Genomic DNA, 24,887 nt, shown 5'->3' on the forward strand with positions numbered 1-24,887 from the left:
ATATTATACAATATTTTCATTACCCACACAACATAAGGTTTATTAAAGACACAAAACAATTATTAAAAGTATTAGTTAAATTTGATTAATTTTTCATTTTCAAAACTTAGGTAAAAATCTAAGTTTTTACTTTAATTAAACTAATATTTTTTCTAAATAAAACCCAATTGCTCCATCTTTTGAATCACATGATATATCAAATGCAAGTTCTTTAATCTCTAATATAGCATCATTTACAGCTATACAGTATTTAAGATTTTTAAAGACTGATAAGTCATTTTCATTATCATCAAAATAAATAACATTATTTAATGTTAAATTAGTATCATTTTCACTATTTATAATTTTTAATAAATGTTTAATTCCATTATATTTATTAGTTGTACCTATCGTTAAATGAACACCATCATCAGATCACCATGTGGTATTAATTTTTTCATCTTTAAATTCTTCTTCAAATATTTTAATTATTTCAAGTTTATCTTGAGGTAGCACATTTTTCATGGATATTCTTGGTGAATATTTAAAGCTATTTAAAATTTCTTGTGTTAAATCTTTTCGATGTAAACGACCATTCAATGAATTGTCTTGTTGTATTAATTTTTCTTTAAACACACGATCAGAAAAATAGATCACATCCCCGTTTTCACTAGCAATAAAATAAACTAATTTGTACTTTTTTATTTTATCAACAATTTTTATTATTAATTCTTTATCAAAATAGTTTTCAACTATAGACTCATTTGTCTTAAAATTGTAAATTAAATTACCAGTGCAAGAAATAAAATATTTATTGTAATCATTAATTTCACCTGAAATATCGATTAACATATCTTTTAAAAAGAATGGTAAATTACCTGTATTCATTACAAAGTGTATATTGTTTTGAATTGCTTTTTTAACTCAATCAATATTTTGCTGATTATTGACACGTCATAATCCTTTATGATCCATTGGATATAATGTGCCGTCTATATCAGTTATAATTATTTTAATTTCATCGCTATTAATTTTAAACATAGTTCTCCTTTTTAAATTAATCAACTTATATTTTTTATGATAATAACCTAAATCCCATTTGTCAGCATTACAAGAGATATCAAAAGCTTTTGTTTTATCTTGGGTATGCATTACTAACAGTTGTGTGCATTTTAAATTTTCAAATACAAATAGATCAATAAATTTATCTCCAAATATATCATATTATCTAAAGTATAACTTATGGTTTTTTCTTCATTAATTATTTAACAGTCATGCCTGTTTTATATGTTTTTGAAACTTGAGTTAATGGTTGAACTAATTTCCCTCCATTACCAAACTCTATTTCATGAACTTGTTTGTCTTTATAAATTGTTACTAAAAATTACTTCTAGTGCTGATTTACCAGTAGTATGATTCCAATTGGAAATCATATAACATTATTTGAAGCAGTTACACTTCCATTTTTTTCTAATACAACATTAATTTTACTACAATATCCAGCTAAAGCTTCATCAATTGAGTTATCAACTATTTTTCAAACTAAATGGTGAAGACCTCGTGTGTCAGTTGAACCAATATACATTTCAGGACGTTTTTCAACAGCTTTTAGATCTTTGAAGACGTGAATAGCTGATTCATCATATTTAAATTCTTTACCATTAATTCGCTTTTCTATTTAACGATTTATATTATAAAAAAACTAAAATGTAATCTAAGTTTATTTTCAAAACAAAAAGATAAAAACAAATTTTAGAGTTTATTATAAATAAGTTTTAAATTATTAAAAATACTAACCCTATCACTATTGTTCCCAAAATAGACCCTAAAATCAGTGGAACACTCTCTTTAAATTCACTAGAACCTTTATTTTTAAAAGGAATTATTTTATGCATAAGTCTTAATGAAATATCTCTTGTTGGAGATAATGAAGGTCCTGTAATACCACCAAGTGATAACACAATACAAATAACAATAATAAAAATGAAAATAAAAGAAGTATTTGGATTTAAAATTTTATTAGGATTTTCAATTATAAAATAAATTGCTAATAAGAAGAAAATAGCACCGATAAATTCAGCGATAAAAACTTTCATAAATTTTTCATTGTTTCTTGTATAACAATATGAGTTTAAATATTCTTGTTTAAACCCATCAGCCAAAGATTGTTTTATTTTTCCTTGATACAAAAAAACAACACAAATTTGTCCTAAGACAAAACCTATAATTTGTGCAATGATAAATATCCAAAACAATCAATATGACCCAATTGAATTTCAATTATAGATTAAATAAAATAAAGAGATAATAGCATTGAGATGTCCAACGCCCCCAAGCATTAAAGAGAATACTATTCCAACAGTTACACCAGAAGCCCAACAAATGGCGATAATTACTTCGTTTGGCTTCTTTTTAGTTAATAATTGATTAGCCATACCACCATATTACCTAAAAGTGATAAAACTAATGAACCGATTATTTCAGATAAAAATACAGTGCCAATTGACATGTTATCACCTCTTTTAAAATATTTTTTTATTATATTATAAAAATCATCAAAATAATAATCAAAAGACTTTTAATATTTAAAAATGTAATAAAGTGTAAAATATTTCACAAAGCGTGTTGTTTTTTACATACCATTTAAACTTCAAAAATTAGAATTATTTTAATCATAAAATTATCTTAGAAAATGAAAGGATTAAAATGAAAAAAATAATTAAGATTTATTCACCTGTTGATGGAATAGTTAAACCATTAGTTGAATTAAATGATGGAGTTTTTTCAGAAGAAATGCTAGGTATTGGTTTTTATATTGAACCAAAATCAAATGTGTTTTTTTCTCCATTGGCAAAAGGTGAATTGGTACAAATTTTTAATACAAAGCATGCTTATTATTTTAAAGATTCACAAGGACCAGCATTTTTAATGCATATTGGTTTAGATACAGTTAATTTAGAAGGAAAGCCATTTGATGTAAAAGCTCAAATTGGTGATAAACTTTCTTTACAAAAAGAAATAGTAGATGTTGATTTTAAAATAATTGAAAAACATAAATTGTTAAAAGCAACACCAATTGTTTTAGATTTAAATGAATTCACTGGATGAAAATTTGAAATGCAAAAAGATGGTGAAGTTAAACAAGGTGATTTGATCGCAACTTTTACTCATAATGATGTTCAAAAGGAAGTAAGTTATACTGATGATATTAAAGAAATTTTAGAGTCAAAAAATCGTTATCAAATAACTGCTGGTAAAATTTTTAATTTGATTGGAGGTGAGTCTAATTATACAAATGTTTATAATTGTATGACAAGACTAAGGTTTGAAATAGTAGATAAAAACAAAGTAGATCAAGAAGCTATTAAACAATTATCGATTGTTAAAGGTGTGCTTTGAGCAGGTAATCAAATACAAATAGTTATTGGTGGTGAAGTTTACAAAGTTAAAGATGCAGTTTTAGAGCATGTAGAAAATTTACATAAAAACCCGAATGAAAAATCAAATGCAAGAACTTTTACCAAAGTTTCAATACCTAAAAAAATAATGCAAGCTTTTGCAGCTATCATTTTACCAGCATTACCTATAATGATGACATCTGGTCTATTAATGGGGATAAAAACAATTTTAGTTATGACTGGTGTTATTGTTGACATGAACATTGGACTAGGTTCACCTATAAATATGCAAGTAGATGCTTTTTCAGTATTTATGAATGTAGCTGCTGAAACTGGTTTAAAACTTTTAGGTGTATACATTGGATACAATACAATAAAATGATTGGGTGGTCCTGAGATACTTCAAATATTTGTATCACTAATGATTGCTGGGGCTACTTTAGGATTAGGTTTAGTTCCTAACTTATCGCTTTTCTCAATAGGAAACTTTTCAGTTAAAATAAGTTTTTACTCTTCATCAATTATTCCGCACATTGTATCTGCTTTTATTTTGTATTATGCAGACAAATGGATTAAAACATGAATGCCAACTTCAATTGATGTTTTATTTAGACCTTTATTAGGTGTGATGTTTGTATTTATTTTAATATTCTTTGCTTTAGGACCAATTTTATTTTTAATTGAACAAGAAATAACAAAATTTATGGGGCTTTTATCACAAATACCATATGGAATTGGAGTTGGATTGTTTGCCATAGTATGACAACCTTTAGTTTTAACAGGTATGCACACGTCAATAATTGTGCCTATATCAATAGCAGTATCTCAAGGAATACCTTCAACTTTACTAGCACCAACAAATATTGCTGTTTTTACTCAAGTTGGAGCTGCTATAGGAGTTTGTATTCTAACAAAAAATAAAATTACAAAAGTAGCTTGTTTAGCAGCTTTACCTGGTGGAATTGTTGGGGTTACTGAGCCTATATTATATGGAATAAATCTTCCAAAATGAAAACCATTTTTAGCGGGATTAATAACAGCTGGTATTATTGGCTTATTTTCAGGACTTTTAGGAGTTGAAAATAGAACTACTGGAGGATTAGGGATTTTTGGATTTACAGCTTTACTAATGGAGCCTAGCAAAGATAGTGTTAATAATGTGTTTATAGGTGCACCAAATACTCCTGTAATGAATTGTGTATTTTGATTAGTTACTAACTTGTTAGCAATTCTATTAGCAGCTTTTGTTTGTTATCTTATTTATGTTGACAGAATTAATGAGAATAAAGGTGTTGGTAAAACAACAAATTTCTTTATTAAAGTTTTAGCTTTAAAAAATCATCAAAAATTAAAAGATTTAAATACAAAATATGTTAACGAAATAAAAGATTTAAAAAATGTTTTTTCAAAAGAAGAAATTGAAAAGTTAAAAAAAATAGAAAATCAAATTGTTTTAATTACAAATAAATCTGTTTCATTAGACAAAGCACAAATGCACTTAGAAAAACAAAAAGAAAAATTAAAACAACAAATAAAAAAAATAGAATTATCCAAAATTACTGGAAAAGCAAAAATTGAAAAACAAAAACCGTTAATTGATAAATACAATTTAATAAAAAATGGAGAATTAACTCATAAATTAGAAAATGAAATTGAAAAATTACAAATAAACAATGCAACTAATATGGAATGGATTTCAAAAACATTAAATACAAAGTTTGAATATATTGAAAATATTATTGACAAAATACTTAAAGAAAACAATTCAGAAGATTGTAATATAATTATGAATAATTATTGAAACTCACTTCATTCACTAGAATTAAACTATGAATTAGTGGGTAAAAAAATAAACGTTCTAACAAAAAATGAAATTAAAAAAGCATTAAAAAATGCATAGGAGAAAATATGAAAAAAATACCAAGTAATTTTTTATGAGGAGCATCAACTAGTGCTTATCAAGTTGAAGGAGGTTGAAATATTGATGGCAAGGGTCCATCAGTTCAAGATGTTTCAAAAGGTGGTTTTCTTTCTGATTTAAAAGTTGGAGGAATTACAGACTTTAAAGTTTGTGCTGATCATTATCATCATTGAAAAGAAGATGTTGCTTTAATGGCTGAAATGGGATTTAAGTCTTATCGATTTTCAATAAACTGAACAAGAATATATCCAACAGGTTTTGAGGATAAACCCAATTCTAAAGGATTAGAATTCTATCATAATTTAATCGATGAATTATTAAAACATAAAATTGAGCCTTTAGTAACAATTCATCACTTTGATGCACCAATTACTTTAGAAGAAAAAGGTGGGTGAGCTAATAGAGAAGTAATGGTACCAGCTTATGTGAAATTTGCAAAAACACTATTTTTAGAGTTTAAAGATAAAATTAATTATTGACAAACTATTAATGAATTAAATATGGTAATTTTATTTTCACACGTATTAGGGAAACAAAAAAAAGGTCATGATACTGGAACTGAATCTTATCAATCATTTCACAATGCAAATGTTGCACAAGCTTTAGCAATTAAAGAACTACGTAAGATTTCTCCAAGTGCTAAAATAGGCCCTGCGCCAAATATATCATTAGTTTATCCAAAAACATGTGCTCCAAGTGATGTTTTAGCAGCAGATAATGCGAATGTTTTAAGAAACTGAAGTTATATAGATCCTTTTGTAAAAGGATATTACAGTGAGATTTTAATTGAATATTGAAAAGCTAATAACTATCAAGTTGTAATCCTACCAGAAGATGAAGAGTTATTCAAATCAGTAAGTATTGATTTTATTGCTTTTAACTATTACAATAGCACAACAGCACAAGCTCCTATTAAAGATTCTGAATACAAAGTTGGAGATCAAGAAATGGGATTTAATATTGAAAATATGTTCCAATCAGCTGATAATAAGTATTTAGAAAAAACACCATATGGATGACAAATTGATCCAATTGGTTTTAGAATGACCTCAAGAGCGTTACATGATAGATACAATTTACCTATTATTATTACTGAAAACGGATTGGGTGCTAAAGACGTTTTAACAAGTGATGGAAAAATTCACGATGATTATCGTATTGCTTACTTAAGAGATCATATAGCTCAAATACCTTTAATTTTAGCTGATGGAGTTAAGTTAATTGGTTATAACCCTTGAAGTGCTATTGATTTAGTATCAACACACCAAGGTATTTCAAAAAGATATGGGTTTATTTATGTTAATCGTGACGAAGATGATTTAAAAGATTTAAAACGTTACCGTAAAGATTCTTTTTACTGATATAAAAAAGTGATTGCATCAGATGGAGAGGATTTAAAATAATCTTAAATCAAAACCACATGTGATAGTTACAAAGGGGGACCAATGTTTAAAATAAACAAAGATGAAATTAAAGTTATAATTACTGATATGGATGGGACATTATATAGTTTAGATCCAAACAAAAAAAGTGAACACAAAAATCATGTAAACAATATAAGATGATTGAAACAGGCAATTAAAGATGGTGTTTATGTTGTTATGAATACTGGGAATCTTCCATTTTTTATGAAATGAGCAGTTCATGAATTAACTGGTGATATTCAAGAATTTAATAAGTATTTTATTTCTTGTACAGGAAATTTAATACATGATTTTCAGTCTAATAAAACTTGAATTGAAAACGTTTTTAATCATAAAATAATGTTAGAAATAATTACAATTATTAAAAAGTTTGATTTAGTTTATGACATAACTTCTCAAAAAGGAGATGTAATTTATTACTCAAATGAAGATTTTAAAGATTTAATGAGAAGTATACAAAAAACAGGCGATGCTAATTATAATCACCAAATTTTAACTGATGAAATACTTAACTCAATCCACGATACACCTAAAATAACTATGAAAAAAATTAATCTTGCACAAAAACCAGAAATAATAAAAATAATTGAACAAACATTCTCAAAGTACAATATTAAAGCAACCTGGTGATCTGTTGATGGTGTTGATTTAGTAATTGGTGAAACTAATAAATATAAAGGAATTTTAAATCTTTTAGATATTATCAATCAAGATACAAAGCAAAACTTGAAACCAAATAATGTTATTTATTTTGGAGATAGTCACAATGATATATCTGTTTTTGAAAATTTAAAATATTCTATTGCTGTTAAAGATGCAATGCCTGAAATCCTAGCAAAAGCATATGATGTTTCATGCGATTCTCACGATGGTGCTTTAGGGCATTACTTAGCTAAAATTTATCATAAGTAAATTAACTCTTAATAACAAAAAATTACTTTAAAAATAAAGTAATTTTTTTTGTTTTATTTAATTTAAATGTAAATCAATTTGCATAATAATATAGCTTAATGAAAATGTTCTTTCAAAGAAATTATGACTTAAAAAGTCTGTATCAATAATTATAGAATTATTGGGGTAATTAAATTTAAAAATTTTAGAGTGTGTACAAAATAAAAAAATATTTTCAACTTGAAATTTATTATATAATTGTTGAAAATAAAATTTAATTTCATCTGAACCACTACCACCAATAAAAAATAAGCATAAGTCTTTTTTAGAGATATTATCAAAAATTGATATCATGCTATTTAATTTATTCATGTAAACAACATTTATCCCTTTAGATAAAAGCATGATATTCATTAATTTAGCAACATCTGAAAAATAGTTTGTTGAAAAAATATAAATTTTATTAGCGTTTTTTATTAGATTAATTAAAGAGTTAAACTTCTCTTTTATAAGTTGAAAATCTCTAATAGTATTAATAGCATTAATTTCATTTTCTTTAAATAAACTATTTGAGTTATCAAAAATAGTGCTAATATTTTTATGACTTCGATCAATTATTTCAATTTGCATTTTTACGCTTAATTCTTTATATCCATTAAATCCTAAGTTTTTAGAAAACTTGGTAATCATTGATGGAGATACAAAACAAGAATTAGCTAAAGTTACTAAATTAGGTAATTCTTGTTTGTTCTTATAAAACTTTATTAGTTCACTTGAAATCTTTCAAGAAGTTGTTTTTTTAGTTTCACTACACATAGAAGCTATTTGATCTAATACTGAATGCATATATACCTCTTTATATTAATTAAAGCACAAATACATACTTATTTTAACTTAATAAACTACTGATTTTAGTAGCCACTAAATCAATTGCAACTTCATTGCCTTCTTTATAAGGAACAATTAAATCTGCATATTCAATGCTTGATCCAATAAAAGTATCATGCATTGGTTTAACTTCAGTTAAATACTGATGTATAACACTTTCAATAGTTCTATCTCTTTCAATCATATCTCTTTGTAATCTTCTGATAAATCTTAAATCATCTTCAGTTTTAATAAAAATTTTAATATCACCAAATTTTCTTATATCTTTAATAGCTAAAGTAAATATACCATCCAAAATAACTACATCACTTGGTTTATAAGTGATAAACTCTTCTGTTCTTGCAGAAGTTTTAAAATCATAGATTGGAACTTTAATTGGTTGATAATCTAATAATGCAGTTAAATCATTTGTTAACATTTCAACATCAACACTATTAGGGTGATCAAAGTTTATTTTTTTTCTTTCATCAAAAGTTAACTCACTAAAATCTTTATAATAATTATCCATTGATATATGAGTTACTGATTTATCTTTTAGTATTTCATTAGCTAATCTATGAGCTACAGTTGTTTTACCAGAAGCAGTACCACCAGCGATTAGTATTATTGTTACCTTCTTAGACATTTTTCCCCTTGTTTGTTTAAATTTATTAATATTTTAACAAGAAAAACCTAGCTAGACTAATAATAATGGTGATAATATTTGAATAATTAAAAAATAAACAAATGCTTTCATATCATGTTGTCTATTTTTTGTAATATATATTTTCAACAATTAGATTAGAAATTGTTTTAGTTCGTTCTTCTATTTCGACAAAACCAAACCTTTCAGTAGTTAATAAATTCTTATTGGCAGTATCACCAAAAATTAAAGTACATAGAGGATTGTTCCAATTAATAAAGTCTTTTCTTTTGACATCAAATTCACCATTTGAAATTTTTGAATTTTCTTTATTTTTATCTAAAATTAAATAGTTTCCTATTTTATCCATATATTCATCATGTTTATCATTTATTTCTTTTTCAGTTATATCACTATTTTGGTCTTTTAAATATTCGATTCATTTAGTTCCTTTAATAGATTTAGGCATTATATGTTCTAAAGAATTTTTTTCTCTTTTTATCTCTCAGTCATTAATTAAACTACTTTCAAGTCTTTTTAATAAAACCATTGCAATATTTTTGTCTTGCACTTTTTTAGTAATTAAAGAATTTTTAAATTGTTCCATTGTAGGAGTCTTATGATTGATGTTCTCCAATAGTAGTTTTTTTTGTTCTTTATTTTGGAATGTAAACGAATCTTCCTCATCCATCGCTAATCATTTTTTTACCATATTAGGTATTTGTTCTTGAATAGCTAAATTTGAAGTATCAAAAAAGTTCATAAATCTCAATAATTTTAAAATAGTTTTTTGTAATGATTGCCCAGGACCTCAAACTTGGACTAATGAAATTATTCATTTTTCAAATTCAAATAATGTATTCTTCATTAGTTTAGCTTTATCTTTATAGTTTATAGTTTTGCTATAAGAATCCCATTTATTCTTAGCGAATACGTCTACAATATAGAAAATTATGAGTAATAAAACATCTTTGTGAGCTATATTAGCAATATTATATCTAAGGGGAAATAATACGTCGTTTGAGTTATTCTCATAACTTTTTGATTCAAAAGACTTAGCTAAAGCAACATATTTCCCTATTTCTGAAACTATTTTTCTAAATTCATTAACATCTATGTTATTTTTATCTTCATAAATTTTTTTAAAATGTTTTAATATTGATTTTTTATTTTTACTTAAATTATTTTCTATTGGTTTAAAATTTAGCAATTTATATTCACAATAACTGAATAAAAATGTTTCTTGAACTTTTCTAATTGTGGCTTTATCTACTTTAAGATCATCAAAACTCATATGTTCATTAAAAATTTCTGTTATTTCAATTTCTTTTTCTAAAAAAATATTTTTATTGATTAAATTAAACAAAAAGTTTTTTATCATATCAAAAGATTCTAATTCTGTTCCTTTTGAGTTTAGAGTTTCGAAAATTTCCATTTCTTCTGCTGGAGTTTTGTTAAAATCAACACAAGAAATCAAAAATCTATACGCATATCTTTCATAAAAAAGATGTAATTCTTCTTGATTCAATGAAGATAATTCATCATGAATTACAAAATAGTTTTTAGCTGCTTGAGATTTACCTATTGTTTCAAAATTATTTATTTTATTGATTCTTTCACTGTAAGTAGAGTTGTCATTTAAAATAAATTCAATAGATTTATTTTCTAATTCATTACCTGTAACATTTTTGTACTTATTTTCATGTCCTTCACTCAAAAAAGTCAATTTTAAATCTTCAGGAATTTCTAAAATTTCTGATTCATAAGAATTTAGTTGTTTTTCTTTCCATAAATCAAAAATTACTCTAAAAATAATAAGAGAAGTAGTAACTCTTTGTTGACCATCAATTAAACGCACTATTCTTATTGGACTATTCTTTGTATTTCCTTCTATTGTGATTGCTATTGTCCCAAAATATTCGTCATCGATATTTTTACTTTTATTAATTATTCCAGTAACCAATTCTTTACAAGTTTCTTCATCTCATCTATACTTTCTTTGATAAGAAGGAATAAAGAAATTTATCTCAGGATTCAAAACAAAGGAACTAATATCAATTTTACCTAATTTAATAGAGGAGGTATCAGCTTCTTTATTTAAATCCGTTATTTCTTCTATAAAATGTTTTCTTTGATTTAAAATTTTTAATAAAACATCTTCATTAAAAGGCTCTTTTTGGAAATCTTCATTATCAAAAAAATCGATCAAAAATGATAAAACTAAATCAAAACATTTAATTAAATGAATAACATCAGTAAAACTTCTATTTACATTTATTTCGCTTGGATGACCATCGTCGTTTCTTCAATTTCTTAAATAATTAAAAGTCGAATAAATAACTTTGGGCATTGCAGTATTTTTTGAAATTCCAGATTCTTTTTTTTCTTCCGAATACAAACGACATATTTCATAAAATAATGTTTTTGATGTTTTTTCAAATGAGTCTAAGTAAATTTGTCTACTTTCTAAAATTCTATTCATTTTTGATTCTAAAATTTTTGATATTTCCATAGATATATTAACTGCTATATCTTCGTTTTCTATTATTATTTTCGACTCTATCATCTGCAATTCTTTATTCTCTTGATCTGATAAAAAATTATAAAATTTTTTAAATAATTTCTTTGGCATATTGCTTATTTTCTTTCTACATTAGAATTGAGTATTCTAATGGCTAATTCTTTTTGTGATTCATATTCCTCTATTGCCCCAGCAATTTTTGTGCTTGCTTTTTGTCTATAATTTTCTAAAAAAAGCATCATTAATTCTATTGTGTTTTGCTTGTAAGTTATTGTATACGTAACGATCGTAAAAATAAAATTCATTAAGGATTTTCAAATAAAAGAAGAAGGATTAGATCACATTATTACTTCTTTAATTCTTTTAATTATGTCATGTTCTATCAAAAATATTTCATAATTAGCACTATCTAAAAAATAAGTTGTTAATTCAAATTTTGCTTTTTTTGATGCAAATTCCATAAAAGTTTTAGAAGACACAACATCATCATCAATTTTAAAAACACCAAGAATGTAACCCACAATGAAATATTGTCGAAATGTGCTTTTAAATATTCCAGTTAGATCCCCATTAATATAAAACTTTTTATTATTTACATCATAATGAAAATGTAGAAATTTATCTTTAGTCTTATAACTATATAACTTTTCTATCATACTTTTTACACTCGTTTTAATTTTTCATCATTTAGGGTTTATTTGATTAATTTCTAAACCTGTAATGTTGGAAAATAGTTTATAAACTTCTTTTTCAAAATTATCTATTTTCATTTTTAATTTTCTCCTCAATTTTGGCTATTTTGTTAAAAATAGATACCAAGACGTTGACCACTATACTATTACCACTTTGCCTGTATAGCACACTTTCACCTAAATAATTATTTTTCTTATTATGAGATCGGTTTATTTTTTCTGCTACATCAGTGATTTTTTCAAAATCATCTTCTTCAAAACCCATTAGTAAAAAGCATTCCCTTGGCGTTAAAAGTCTAAAATTAGCTTTTTTAACATTTTTCTTTTCATCCACCCTGTTTTCTAAAATGGTTTTCTTCAAATTTATAACACCACCATTAGGATCTCTATCTTGTTTAGTAGTTATTGTTGAAGAAAAATAAGAATAAATTATATCTTCAAATTTAAATGTATTTTTCAAGTGCCTTTTAATACCTGTATTAATTTTTGAAGATAACATTCTGTTGTTCTCAAAGATTCTTCCTCTGCTCGGAGTTTTATTTGGTGTTGCTTTTATAGCTTCAATTTTATATTTAGGAATTGAATAATTTTCTTTTAATATTTCTAAAATATCTTTTTTAATTTTTACTTTCTCGCTTATGTCTGATGGTTTGTCAAACTCTTTAATCACTTTTCCAAGACTTATATTAAAAGTATCTATGAATTCGTTATCCACGTCTTTTCTAACACTTAAAGCAAATACTCTTTTTCTATTTTGAGGAATGCCATATTCGTTAGCCCCCAGAACATATGTTTGAGTATTATAACCAATTGAATGGAGAAAATTTAGTCATTCTTTATAATCATCTTTATGTCTTTCTGAAATCATGTTATTAACATTTTCTAGTAATAGGTATTTTGGTAATTTGTTTATCTCATTCAATTCTTTTAGAATTCTTTCTATTTCTCAAAGCAAACCCGACCTTGTACCACCATTTTTTTTCATCCCTTGGTTATTACCATGAAAACTTCCAGCAGTGGATAAATCTTGGCAAGGAAAAGAATATGTTAAGAGATCAAATTCTTTTACAGAATTAATAAGGTTTTGCCCTTTTATTTCTGTGATACTGCCTAGATTATTAGAGTTTATAATTGAACTATACAAATTCTCTCTAACTAAACGAGGTAATTTTAAAACTTGTTCTAATTTCATAGGAGTTTTAGAATCATTTGAAAGTGTAAACTTCGCTAAAAAAGAATTAATTATTTCTTCGTCTAGATTAGCAGCTATATTCAAGTTATTATGGTGTAAAGCATTATAAGAAATATTAGCCCATATATCTCATTCACTTGTTGCTACAATTTCATATTCTAAAATTTCATTTTTTTTCAGAATTTCCAGTGCTTTGTGTTGAGCTCCAATTCCCGAAAATGTTTCAAAGACTTTAATTTTTTGCATAAAAAAACTTCCTATCTAAGGAAGATAATATCTTTTTTTTTTTTTTTTCAAGAGATTCTTCACAATTAAGAAACTTTAAGTTTGTATAAAACTTTATTTTCTTTATTAGTTTTATTATTTTGCATAGACTCTCTTTTTTCAATGCTTTGAACTGTTCCGATAAATTTTCTTATTTTATCATTGAACAAGTTTACTGTTTCTTCAGATTGATAGAAAACAAAGTATCTATTTTTCGATAAATTTATTTTTTCAGGGTTTGAAAATTTTCATTCATCAGGCGATTCTCAAGAAAGTTCTCCAGTATTTTCAAAAAAATAGTTTGAGTGTTTAAAACTAGTTTGTTTAGTTAGCGAAGAAGCACAAATTACTCAATCACCTTTCGCCACTTCATAAATTCCTTTTACATTAGTGTTTCTCTTGAAATATTCTTTGGACTCAGTTAATAAAACAGTGTTAATTTGGTCATAAGTAAAATACATATTTTTTAATGAAAAAATATTTAATGGTTTAGAAAAAATATTTTCTATAGTTATCAAATCCTCATTTTTTAATTTAAATTTAATTAGGTATTGTAATTCCTTAATAAAATTATTATCTTTTCTAACTTTTTTTCAAATAACTTTTAAATTTTTTTCATTTGCTAATTCTTTATCCCTTTTAGAATTGTTACAAAAATTATAAATAAATAGTCTATCTTCTATTTTCTCAACGTCAATATTTTCTTGTTCAGTTATTTCAAGTCAACGATCTAAAATATTTGAAATATTATTTATAGCCATTCTAGATAAAACTAATGAAAATACTTCGTTTCCTTTTATAAAACTTTTTCCTTTTGAATATATCTTAAACGGTGAAAAATCTTCTCTGGTTTCATTTTCTAAAAACATCTCTTCATAATTATCAAAAGAATCTATTTTTGAAAATTCAGAAATAATATTATCAAAACTTTTATTTGATTCATATTTTTTTATTTTGTTAATTAAATCTTTTCTTGTCAAATATTCCATGTAAATATTTGAGCCATTAGGCAATAAAGTTTCTACTTTTAGCTCATTTTTTATTAAATCGCTTACTCTTATATTGTTATCTTTACTAAATGCTCTAAAGAGTAGGAATGGGTCGTATTTCTTATTGACATATAAATCAACATTATTAACAAAGTCATATATTTGTAATTTTTTATCAGGAGTCTTTCTTAAACCTCTTCCTAATTGTTGTAAATAAATCAGCAAAGAATTTGTAGGTCTTAAAAACATTATTCTATCTATGTTAGGTACATCAACACCTTCATTAAAAATATCTCTTACACACAAATAATTTATCTTCTTATTTTTAAAGTCACTTAATATTTTTTCTCTTTCAGATTTTGAATTTTCACTAGTTAGAACTTCACATCTTAAGTAATTATTGCAAAGATATTCTTTTAGTTTAATGGCATGATCAATAGATGAACAAAATAAAACAGTTGATGTATCTCGGTTATTTAATCCGATCATTTTTTTTATATTTTCTAAAACAAATTCATTTCTATTAGTAGAACTTAAAATTTTGCCCACTTTTTCATTTTTAACTAAGTCAATACCCGTTAAGTCAACAGTATCATCTTTAATAAAATAATAATCAAAAGGAGCTAAAAAATCTTTTAAAAGAGCTTCATACAAACCCATTTTATATGCGTATTCATGATTAAAATATTTTTTAATGTCTATTCCTTCAGTTCTTTCTGGTGTTGCAGTTAAACCGATTAGTGTTTTACAATTTTTGGAAAATACATCATAAACTTTTTTATAACTTGCTGCTTCTATATGGTGAACTTCATCAAATATAACTAAATCATATGCATAATTTTCTAACTCTTCTAAATTAAGTAAACAGGTTTGAAATGTAGTAAAGACATATTGCGTATTTTTTAAATCAGCAATTGTAGCTCTCTGATCATAAAACTCTCCAACCTCTTTTTTAAAACCTGGCATAACTTTTTCAAAAGTTTCCATACCTTGGTCTAAAATTTCTTTTTGGTGAGCTATAAACAATATTTTTAAAGGTCTATTGCTTTGATGGTATATATGTTCAAAATACTTTGCTACAACTAATGTTTTTCCAGTTCCCGTAGCCATAACAACCAAATGCTTATTTATTCCTGCATTTTCTCTTCTTATTATTGTGTTTATTGCTTCCTGCTGATAAGGAAAAAGTTGAATTGAATTGTTTTTCATGTCTAAATTGTTTAAAACAGAATCTTGTTCTTTTTCTTTAACTCTATTTATTTCATCAATAAAAATTTGTGCCGAAATCAGCTTATTTATGATTTCAGTATTCTCAATATCTATTAAATTGTTAGATCATAATTTATTAAATTCACTTAAAAAATTACTAAATATTTCTTTTTCTCTAAATTCACTTACTTTAATAGAATATTCATTTCCAAGCATAATTCCAGTTCTTGTAAAGTTGTTTGAACCAATGTATAAATTTCCAAAACCGCCCTCACGTAAAAAACAATACGCTTTCATGTGGATTCTTGAACCATTATTTTTGAAAGAATTTTCAATTTTTATATCAATTCTTTCTCTAAAATCTTTTTTTAATTCAACGAGTGTTTCTAATGACAAAAATTTTGAGCTACCATCAAAAGTTGTTGTAATTATTTTCACTTTTAATTCTTCATTGTTTGAAAGCCAATTTCTCAATTTATTAACCATGAATGAGCTAATAAATGGTGATATCATAAAAACATCACTAGAATATATGAATTCATCTTCAATATATTTAGCAAAAGAAACTATCAAATTATTAATACTCAATTCATCATTTATTGAACAATTTGCAAGATTCTGATTTTTATAGTTTGAAAAAATATTTTTGTTTCCTAAAATAGTATTAATATATTGTATTTTTTCTTCAATTGAACTAAATTTTTCAATTTCTTTTCCCAAATCATTTTGTATCTGATTTAAAATTCATCTGTCACTTTGATTTTTTAATTTTTGAATATTTTCATTTTGCACTATTTCATTTTCTTTTAACAAAATATCCTGTAATAATTTTTTCTTCATTTTTGACCATCTTTAATATCAGTTTATCATTTTTCAAGTTTTAAATCAGTTAAAAATGAGTTAATTTTGATAATTTATTTGATAATACTATTTTATTGAAGCAAAATAATGAATAGCAAATATATATAATTTTTTATAAAATTAGAAAAGGGGTATTCTTGAGAAAAATAAGTAAATACTTATTGATAATTTTGATAATTTTTATTTCAAACATAGTAACTTATAATTTTGTAATAAAGCCAATACAAGTTTTAAATGCTGAAAAAGATAATGAAAAATATTTATTATTTTTAGAACAAACTTTGTCATCACAAATAGAGCATTTTGTATTTTTAAAAGAAAAACCAAATAAATCAATTCAAACGAATTTAAAATTATTAAATTCAGTGATTGAAATTGAAAACAAAATGAAAAATAATCAAAAAAGTGTAAAGCTTTTCATGAAATTGATTGCTGAATTTAATTTAGCAATCAAAAAATATATTGACAGTGAATAGAAAATAATTTTCTTTTATAAATTTAAATTGGAAGTACAGTGCTTCTAAACAAGTACCTTATAAAATTCTTGAATTGATTTATAGTTCAGAATTTTATGAGGTATTTTTATTTAATATTTCAATCTTTTATAATTACAATTTCATTAATAGTTGCTCTTCCTATTTATTCATTTTTTTCTTTTTTTTGATAATTATTATATCTCTGAAGAACATTCAAAAAATTTAATTATTTGGTGAATATTTTTATAATCTCTTCAACAAGATTATCCTGTCTTTCTAATAAACTATCATAGTTAAAAATGTCCAAAGAACTAATGTCACTGTTTAACCTTATGTGTTTGTTGTACTGAAACAGCTCTTTTTTACCTTGTTTTTTTTCAATAGGAATCCACTCTTTATTACTTAACTCCTTATTCATACTATCTGTAACTAAAGTAACATTCCCAAGATAATTTATTTTAGTTTGGTAATCCTCTCCAATTCAATGTAATCACAAACTATTTTCTATAGGGTTTTGTGGTGCTATATGTTCTATTTCAAATTTTGAAATAGGTATTAAAGTTTTAACACCAAAATTTTCTAAAAATAATAGAACTTGTTTACATATTTGTAATTTATAAAAATTTTTATGCTTAATTACATCCCTTATTTCTTCATCAGAGGGCGCTCTCATTTCCGAATTTTTTCTATCAACAAATAAATGCTTATATATAAATTCATTTAATGTCATTTCTTTAGAATTTAAAACTTTAGACAAGGAATTTAAGATAGTACCTGTAAATAATCTGGTTATTGACGAGGTGTCAAAGTCAGCAATCTTTCTTCGCATGAAGTATATTGAAATAGTTTGCTTTATATCTTCTCAACCTTTTTGATCTATAATTCCACTGTCAAAAGCATTTTTACATAAAATTAACAAACTGCTTTGCATTTGATTATTTTTAGGTTCATCTTGTCAAACTCTATCATAATTGTAACATTCTTCATCTTTTTCAAGATAAATTTCATTTCATTGACTGATAATCTTCATTAAATCATCCATAATTGTATAAATATTTAAATCTACTTCTTTTGCATATTCCTTAAATAATGTATAAATGTTACTTTTGCTGACAAACTCTCTTCTGTGAACTTGCAAGAACATTTTTAAAAAATCATCTTCATTTAATCCAAATTTTAGGTAATTAGCTAAAGTGTTCTCAAAATTAATTCACTTATTAACATAAAAATTTTCTTGTTTTTCTTCATCTAAACCCATAAGCAAAAAATTTCTTATAAGATCTATATTTTTTAAATCTAAACCTGTACTATTTATAGACTCAAAAACTTTTTGCACTTTAACATCGTCAGAATCATTTATTTCAATATAAACAATATTAACATTAACAAATAAATCAAAAATTTTAGCTATTCCAAAATCAAAAATTCATTTTTTAGTTCTATTTAATATAATTTTGTAGTTTTTAAATAAACTAGATTCTGAATAATTCACTTTTTCGTTATTGTAAATTTCTTTAAAAGTCTCTCTATCAACATTATTAGGTTTTAAGCGCATTTTCATTTCATTTTTAAATGCTCTGTTGGAAATAAATTCCTCAATTATAGACAGTTCCTGTTTGTAATCACCTGGGAGTTCACAAATAACATTCTTTGTAGCGATAAATAACAAAAACATCGTTGTTATTCTTTGTTGACCATCTATCAATTCATTTTTTATAACTCCACCAGAAGTGGAAGATCTATATATTACATTTCCTATAAAGTGACTTTTGCTTTTGCCAGTAAGTATATCCTCATAATCATCCAATAACTGGTTTATTTGCTTTTGAGTTCATGCATATTCTCTTTGATAAACTGGTATAAAAAACTGTGTTCTTTGCGAATCAAAAAAGTCCTGTAAATTTTTCAAATCTGCCTTCATTTTTGCCACTCTCACTTCTTATGTTATTGCTATTAAAATTGTTTATTCTAATATATTATACATAATGACAAAATGAAATGTATTTCATATTTGTAAATAAGACTTTTTATACAATTTTTTATAAAATTAAATAAGTGATATGATTGAGAAATAAAAGTAAATACTTGTTACTTATATTCATGTTGTCAATTATTGTTATAAGAAAGTTTATTATTAAAAGTAGAAATATTGTATAGACATGATACATAATCTAAAAAAGAACAATAAGCTATTGTGAAAATCCTTCTTTTACTATTTTTGCATATTATATAAAGCTATAATTATGTTTTGTAAAATTGGAAAGGGGGTATTCTTGAGAAAAATAAGTAAATACTTATTTACAATTTTTATAATATTTATTTCAAATATAGTAACTTATAATTTTTCAATAAAACCAAAACAAGTTTTAAACATTGAAAAATATAATGAAAAATATTTATTATTTTAGAAGAAACTTTGTTAAAGAATTTAGACCAGCAGTGATTTAATAAAAAGTGTTAAGAAATCGCAAACAACAATCAAAAAATTATTGAACTCAATGATTGAAATTGAAAATGAAAAAAAATGAAAGTAAAAAAGTATTGAACTTTTTATTAAATTAAATAAAAAAGCTATAATTTCTATAAAAACTTTTATTGAAATTGAATAAGTATGTAAAATTATCAAATAACAAAATTAAATATAAATTATCTTAAAAACGTAGAATTATTCTACGTTTTTTGTTCTTTAAACTTTTATTGTTATTTGGCAAAATATTATTACTTTATAAATTTATTCTTTTTAAATGCTTAATTAAATTTTCGCTAAATTCTTTATTATATTTTATCTTTGAAAAATCTTGATTTTTAATTCTTTTATTTATTTGTTCAAAAGATTCATTATTTAATTTACTTTCATTAGGAACAAACTTTTTGGTTTCTATATCAAAATAAATCAAACCTTTTTCAAATTCTTTATCCTGGTTAGGACACAAAAGAAAACCGTTTTCTCCAGAAACAGCAAGATGTGTAGCCAATTTTATATCTATTTTTCCAGCTTCAAAATCTTTACAAATATCTGCAAATCTATGTATATGAGAAGCAATAAAATTAGAATCAATAATATAATCACATGCAAAACACTTATGTAAATCAAAATTTTCAGTACCTATGTATTTTTGAATTATATTTTTAAAAAACAACATTTGATTTCTTTTTACTATTTCTTCATATTCATCATTAAAGTGTTTTCTTTTAATTTCATTTGCCAAATCATTTTCTTCTTTAATATAATCTATAACTGTAAAACCAATTTCAGAAATTGTATTTAATTGTGTTTTAGAAAGACTTGAATCGTTTTCTAAATTAAAAAAATAAAGACTGAATTTTTCAGAATTAAGCTTTGATATTATTCTACAAGTAATTACTGAGTCAGAATAATTTGCCCCCTCTACTTTTCCATAAACAGTTATATTTTTGTCATCCTCAAAAATTTTTATGTATATAGAGTTATTTCCTTTGTTTTTGGATTTTAAATTATTTCTTGTAGAAATGTAATCTTTTAGATCTAAAAATACGAAATTTTCGTTATATTTAATTGGCATGGATTTATTTATAATTACAGACATACTTAATAGAGTTTTGAAATCTTTATTAATTGATTCTGCAGAAATACTAAAACTTTTAGATAAATCAAAGGGATTTATAGAAACAGAAATATTTGAATTATTTTTTAGAGCAAATTTATAGGCTGGTTCAAAATTTTGACTTAAAAAAGTATTTCTAGATCTAGGCATTCCTTTGAAACTTAACATTTGCGTAAAATATATTACACTTTTTTTATCTTCTATAAAAATACCCTGAAATTTTTCTTTTATTATTTCAAATTCTAATTTTTCATCCATTTTTATTATTTCATCATATATTAATACATCTTTAATTTTTAACAATATTTGATCTTGCGATAGTTTTTCTTTTCAGTCTCTATTTCTAAGTATTATTAAATTCTGAATTAAATTGTTAGGAACAAATATCTTCATAATTAGAAAAATTCCTTACCATCTTTTTTATAATCAACACCTTTTCAAACTTGAATATCATTCTCAAATAACTTATTACATATTCACATGCTTGCAAAAGAAGGTCTACTTAATTTCATAACGTCATAATTAATGTGGTCCTTTGTAAAACACATCCTTCTCTTCAAATGAATATATTGTGGTTTTTCAAACATTTGTAATTTATCACAAAATTTCTCTGAATTTAGTGCTTGAATTCCGAAAATTAATGCTCAAGGTTTACCAAAAACTAAAAGTCTTTCTAATATGTTGTGTTTTCCGCGAAAAGGCGGATTTGAAATAATTATATCTCATTGTTGTTTGGGTTCAAAATTATAGAAGTCTTTCCCTTCAGAAATATGAGAAGAAATTACTTTATAACCATTTTGTTTGAAAATTTTAACAAAATTAGAACTTTTCAAATCGAAAGGGCATCAAATAACCTTATCTTTAGGGATGTTAGCCATGTTTATAAAAAACTGAACATCTTCTTTAGTAGTATATCATTCATCATCATTTGCAAAATTAAATGCTTGATTTATGGAATTTTTATTTTTTGATTCATTTATATTTTTGTATTCATTTAAATATTTAGTTATTTCTTTTATTTCATTTATATTGTATTTCAGAAAACCTTCCTTTGTTTGCTTTTTTAAATCTTCTAAAATTTTATCTACAACTAACATGCATCTCCTTACAATATGGGCGTATAACAAGGTTGTAGGGTCAACAAAAGCGATTATAATCGCTTTTTTTATTTCTTTGTTACAAATTTTGGATAGCAGCATCTGAGGAACGGTTAAGTTGTGTGAGGAAGTGTACAACACATACCAGAAGTTGAGCCCATGTTCTTTGAAAATTAAATATTCATTGGTTTGGGTTCAGTTATCTATATATCTTATATCTATATATCTTATATCTATATATCTTATATATATCAAATTTAGAAAAATAGAAACCATAAAGAACAAAATGAACAAATCAAAAAAAACTCGAAAGGAAGAGAGATTAATGAAAAAAGAAATAAAAGTTAATTTAACTTTAAAAAATATTATTATTGAACAAATAATTTATTCAGATTCAATTCAAAATGCAAATTCTTCTTGGATAAAAGTGAAAATCAGGATACAAGATAATGATTTAAAAATAAATTATTTTTGAGCACATTCGTACAACAGAGATACAATAAATAAGATTTTTGAATTTCACAAAGAAGCTACTAGAGATAAGAGATTAATTATATTAGATATCTTTTTAAACATTTGACCGACAAAAAACAACAGAAATACTCCAGAATATGACAACACATATAAGTGATATTTATCAGACGTTATTAAAAGTGAAAATCAGGAGGAAAAATAAATGGAATGAAAATATTACGAATACCTTAAGACTTTAGATTTCAAATATGGAGAAGACATAATAAAGAAATCTATTTTACAAATAGTTGATGATAATAATCAAAAACTAATTAATAGAAGTTTTAAGTGATCAAATCAAACAAAACTTAAACACGACGATTATTGAATTCTAAATCAGGTTATCAAAAATGAAAAATATAACGTTAAAGAAGTGTTAGATACTTATCAAAGAATTATTAAAAATAAAGTTAAAAGATTAAAAAAAATGAATAATAAAGTTGATTAAACATGAAAAATATAATATTGCCAATTAATCCAACTTATTCAAAAAAAATTATCAATAAAACTAAACTATTTGAATATAGAACAAGAATGCCTTCGACAAAAATAAAATATATTTACATTTATGCAACAAAACCGATTTGTAAAATAATAGCTAAAGTAGAAGTTATAGAATTAATTTCTTTTACTCCAAATGAACTATGAAAAATAACTAAAAATGAATCAGGGATAACAAAAGAATATTTTGATAATTATTTCAAAGGTAAAAATATTGCTCATGCTTATAGATTAGGTAATATACATAAATTTTTGAAACCTAAAAATCTTAAAGAGTTTGGAATCAACTTTATACCACAATCATTTGTCTACACTGATTATTAAAAATAAAGTTAAAAGATTAAAAAAGGAGAATAAAAGTAATGAAACCAATTCAAGTGAATGAAATAGATTATTGTAAAAATTGTAAACAAGAAGTAGAAGATGATGCTAAGTTCTTGTTAGAAAATGAACAATGATTAGAATTCTATTGTATAGAATGTTACGAAGATCGTTTAGAAGAATGAATAAAATCAAAAAATTAAAAACTCGAAAGGAAAACTTATTATGTCAGAAAAATGAAACTCTTTTGAAATATTTGACTACTTAACAAATAAAATTGAAATTTTTGCAAAAGAAAGAGCAATTTTGGAAATTGAATGTTATAAAAATAACAAAATTGGTTATGCAGGCCCACCACAACAAATTTATCAAACTTGAGATATTGACACCATAAACACAGTCAAAGAAGAACTAAATAAAGAAGATAACTCACATTCTTTAAACGAATATTTAGAAATACTTATCAACAACACAGAAAAAGAACAAATCACTTCTTGATTTGTTGAAAAATTCTGTGATTTAACAAATAAAAAATTAGATGATTTTGCTAGAACTGGTTTAACTAATGAATATGAAATTTATGATTATGATACAAAAAATAAAATTGAATTAACTAAAAATGGAAATAGACCAAGTGATGGATGAGATTTATTATCTGATCAAGAATATATAAAGCAACTTGAGCATGGAATTAAATTGAATCAAGAATCCTTAAATCATCCTAAAAATAAACAAAATGAACAAAATGAACAAATCAAAAAAACATTGAAAAGATAGGAAATAACAAAATGAACTCAGTGAACATTATCGGAAGAATAACCAAAGATTTAGAATTAAAATCAACTAGTAATGGTCAAGGTAGATTTGTTTCTTTTACAGTTGCTGTGAGTGAATATTCACAACAAAAAGAAATAACAAACTTTATTCCTTGTTTTGCATTTGAAAGAACTGCAGAAAACATGGTTAAATTTCTTTCAAAAGGAAGCTTAGTTTCTGTATCTGGAAGAATAAGTGTTCGTACAAGTCAAAAAGATGGAAAATATGAAACCATTACAACAATAACTGCTGACCGTGTAAACTTTTTAGGATCTTCAAAAAATAATGAAAATACAGAAGATCAACCTTCTGTAAATGAATCAGATATTATTTTAGAATCACCTGTATTAGCAACTTCTAGCGCAGGCGCTATTCAAGATGAAGTTATTTTAAGTGATGATGAGTCAACATTATGAGATTAAAAAATTAAAAACTCGAAAGGAATAGTATGTCAGATACTGAAAAAATAATAATTTGTGATCAATGTGGCAAAGAAAAAAGAGTAAATAAACCTTCAGTTTGAACAATAAACAACAATGTGTATTACTTCTGCACTAAAACTTGCAACACTAATTGAATTGTAGAAATATTTGAAAATGATGATTAATAAAAGCGTTAACCAAAATGAAAGAAATACCAAGCAAAACATTAAACCTTTAAACCTTTTAACAAAAGAAAAGTTTATTAAGCATATAGATTATATAATTTAAAACTTAATAAATTCCCGA

General features: G+C 24.5%; 23 protein-coding genes and 1 pseudogene. 12 read left to right on the plus strand and 12 right to left on the minus strand.

Annotated elements, in window-relative coordinates:
* Nucleotides 1–135 precede the first annotated feature (135 nt).
* From EELLY_RS01440 to EELLY_RS01450, 3 genes and pseudogenes are all read right to left on the minus strand, one after another.
* Nucleotides 136–1,020, minus strand: a complete 885-nt coding sequence (locus tag EELLY_RS01440; protein ID WP_181021038.1) for an HAD hydrolase family protein — start codon at nt 1,018–1,020, stop codon at nt 136–138.
* A gap of 226 nt (nt 1,021–1,246) precedes the next feature.
* Nucleotides 1,247–1,645: pseudogene (locus EELLY_RS04400) on the minus strand (DNA topoisomerase IV subunit B); the annotation flags it as partial.
* A gap of 109 nt (nt 1,646–1,754) precedes the next feature.
* A complete protein-coding gene (locus tag EELLY_RS01450) occupies nt 1,755–2,414 on the minus strand; it encodes an aquaporin (RefSeq protein WP_104205737.1) in 660 nt (219 codons plus the stop codon).
* A 271-nt stretch (nt 2,415–2,685) separates the two neighbouring features.
* Here EELLY_RS01450 and EELLY_RS01455 point away from each other — a divergent pair, with 271 nt between their 5' ends.
* From EELLY_RS01455 to EELLY_RS01465, 3 genes are read left to right on the plus strand one after another with little or no spacing between them, the layout of a single operon-like run.
* Nucleotides 2,686–5,277: a glucose PTS transporter subunit IIA gene (locus EELLY_RS01455; protein ID WP_104205738.1), complete on the plus strand. Its 2,592-nt coding sequence runs from the start codon at nt 2,686–2,688 to the stop codon at nt 5,275–5,277.
* Nucleotides 5,278–5,285: 8 nt separating this feature from the next.
* Nucleotides 5,286–6,701 carry a glycoside hydrolase family 1 protein gene (locus EELLY_RS01460; RefSeq protein WP_104205739.1) on the plus strand — a complete coding sequence of 472 codons (1,416 nt, stop codon included), beginning with the start codon at nt 5,286–5,288 and terminating at the stop codon, nt 6,699–6,701.
* A gap of 42 nt (nt 6,702–6,743) precedes the next feature.
* A complete protein-coding gene (locus EELLY_RS01465; protein WP_104205740.1) occupies nt 6,744–7,634 on the plus strand; it encodes an HAD hydrolase family protein in 891 nt (296 codons plus the stop codon).
* 57 nt (nt 7,635–7,691) lie between these two features.
* Here the strand turns inward: EELLY_RS01465 and EELLY_RS01470 are convergent, their stop codons facing one another.
* From EELLY_RS01470 to EELLY_RS01495, 6 genes are all read right to left on the minus strand, one after another.
* Nucleotides 7,692–8,459 (minus strand): MurR/RpiR family transcriptional regulator, encoded by a 768-nt coding sequence (locus EELLY_RS01470; RefSeq protein ID WP_104205741.1) that lies wholly within the window; start codon nt 8,457–8,459, stop codon nt 7,692–7,694.
* 43 nt (nt 8,460–8,502) lie between these two features.
* Nucleotides 8,503–9,126, minus strand: a complete 624-nt coding sequence (gene udk, locus EELLY_RS01475; protein WP_104205742.1) for a uridine kinase — start codon at nt 9,124–9,126, stop codon at nt 8,503–8,505.
* 121 nt (nt 9,127–9,247) lie between these two features.
* Nucleotides 9,248–11,755, minus strand: coding sequence for a DUF262 domain-containing protein (locus tag EELLY_RS01480; RefSeq protein WP_104205743.1), 2,508 nt, complete (start codon nt 11,753–11,755; stop codon nt 9,248–9,250).
* A 5-nt stretch (nt 11,756–11,760) separates the two neighbouring features.
* The gene (locus EELLY_RS01485; RefSeq protein ID WP_104205744.1) at nt 11,761–12,414 is read right to left on the minus strand and encodes a hypothetical protein; all 654 of its coding nucleotides are present in this window, start codon (nt 12,412–12,414) and stop codon (nt 11,761–11,763) included.
* Complete coding sequence (gene dcm / locus EELLY_RS01490; protein ID WP_104205745.1) at nt 12,401–13,774, minus strand: DNA (cytosine-5-)-methyltransferase; 1,374 nt, start codon at nt 13,772–13,774, stop codon at nt 12,401–12,403. The genes EELLY_RS01485 and dcm overlap by 14 nt, the downstream gene beginning before the upstream one ends.
* 65 nt (nt 13,775–13,839) lie before the next feature.
* Nucleotides 13,840–16,830 (minus strand): DEAD/DEAH box helicase family protein, encoded by a 2,991-nt coding sequence (locus EELLY_RS01495; RefSeq protein WP_104205746.1) that lies wholly within the window; start codon nt 16,828–16,830, stop codon nt 13,840–13,842.
* 158 nt (nt 16,831–16,988) lie between these two features.
* Here EELLY_RS01495 and EELLY_RS01500 point away from each other — a divergent pair, with 158 nt between their 5' ends.
* Nucleotides 16,989–17,327, plus strand: a complete 339-nt coding sequence (locus EELLY_RS01500) for a hypothetical protein (protein WP_104205747.1) — start codon at nt 16,989–16,991, stop codon at nt 17,325–17,327.
* Nucleotides 17,328–17,553: 226 nt separating this feature from the next.
* Here the strand turns inward: EELLY_RS01500 and EELLY_RS01505 are convergent, their stop codons facing one another.
* A complete protein-coding gene (locus tag EELLY_RS01505; protein ID WP_104205748.1) occupies nt 17,554–19,248 on the minus strand; it encodes a DUF262 domain-containing protein in 1,695 nt (564 codons plus the stop codon).
* 352 nt (nt 19,249–19,600) lie between these two features.
* Here EELLY_RS01505 and EELLY_RS04340 point away from each other — a divergent pair, with 352 nt between their 5' ends.
* Nucleotides 19,601–19,735, plus strand: a complete 135-nt coding sequence (locus EELLY_RS04340; RefSeq protein ID WP_281253990.1) for a hypothetical protein — start codon at nt 19,601–19,603, stop codon at nt 19,733–19,735.
* 315 nt (nt 19,736–20,050) lie between these two features.
* Here the strand turns inward: EELLY_RS04340 and EELLY_RS01510 are convergent, their stop codons facing one another.
* A complete protein-coding gene (locus tag EELLY_RS01510) occupies nt 20,051–21,304 on the minus strand; it encodes an HNH endonuclease signature motif containing protein (RefSeq protein ID WP_104205749.1) in 1,254 nt (417 codons plus the stop codon).
* A gap of 2 nt (nt 21,305–21,306) precedes the next feature.
* The gene (locus tag EELLY_RS01515) at nt 21,307–22,008 is read right to left on the minus strand and encodes a hypothetical protein (protein WP_219818100.1); all 702 of its coding nucleotides are present in this window, start codon (nt 22,006–22,008) and stop codon (nt 21,307–21,309) included.
* 325 nt (nt 22,009–22,333) lie between these two features.
* On the opposite strand from EELLY_RS01515, the gene EELLY_RS01520 reads away from it, so the two are divergent.
* From EELLY_RS01520 to EELLY_RS04120, 7 genes are read left to right on the plus strand one after another with little or no spacing between them, the layout of a single operon-like run.
* Nucleotides 22,334–22,684 carry a hypothetical protein gene (locus EELLY_RS01520; protein WP_104205514.1) on the plus strand — a complete coding sequence of 117 codons (351 nt, stop codon included), beginning with the start codon at nt 22,334–22,336 and terminating at the stop codon, nt 22,682–22,684.
* A complete protein-coding gene (locus tag EELLY_RS01525; protein ID WP_104205513.1) occupies nt 22,685–22,969 on the plus strand; it encodes a hypothetical protein in 285 nt (94 codons plus the stop codon).
* Between the two features lie 2 nt (nt 22,970–22,971).
* Entirely contained in the window at nt 22,972–23,346 is a 375-nt protein-coding gene (locus tag EELLY_RS01530) for an ASCH domain-containing protein (protein WP_104205512.1), read from the plus strand.
* A gap of 38 nt (nt 23,347–23,384) precedes the next feature.
* Nucleotides 23,385–23,546, plus strand: a complete 162-nt coding sequence (locus EELLY_RS04175; RefSeq protein ID WP_181021025.1) for a hypothetical protein — start codon at nt 23,385–23,387, stop codon at nt 23,544–23,546.
* Nucleotides 23,547–23,568: 22 nt separating this feature from the next.
* Nucleotides 23,569–24,120: a hypothetical protein gene (locus EELLY_RS01535; protein ID WP_104205511.1), complete on the plus strand. Its 552-nt coding sequence runs from the start codon at nt 23,569–23,571 to the stop codon at nt 24,118–24,120.
* A gap of 11 nt (nt 24,121–24,131) precedes the next feature.
* Nucleotides 24,132–24,581 carry a single-stranded DNA-binding protein gene (locus EELLY_RS01540; RefSeq protein ID WP_104205510.1) on the plus strand — a complete coding sequence of 150 codons (450 nt, stop codon included), beginning with the start codon at nt 24,132–24,134 and terminating at the stop codon, nt 24,579–24,581.
* A 26-nt stretch (nt 24,582–24,607) separates the two neighbouring features.
* Nucleotides 24,608–24,766, plus strand: a complete 159-nt coding sequence (locus EELLY_RS04120) for a TRASH domain-containing protein (RefSeq protein WP_146063613.1) — start codon at nt 24,608–24,610, stop codon at nt 24,764–24,766.
* Nucleotides 24,767–24,887 lie beyond the last annotated feature (121 nt).

Origin of the sequence: Entomoplasma ellychniae (assembly GCF_002930155.1) — a bacterium.
GTDB lineage: Bacteria > Bacillota_I > Bacilli_A > Mycoplasmatales > Mycoplasmataceae > Entomoplasma > Entomoplasma ellychniae.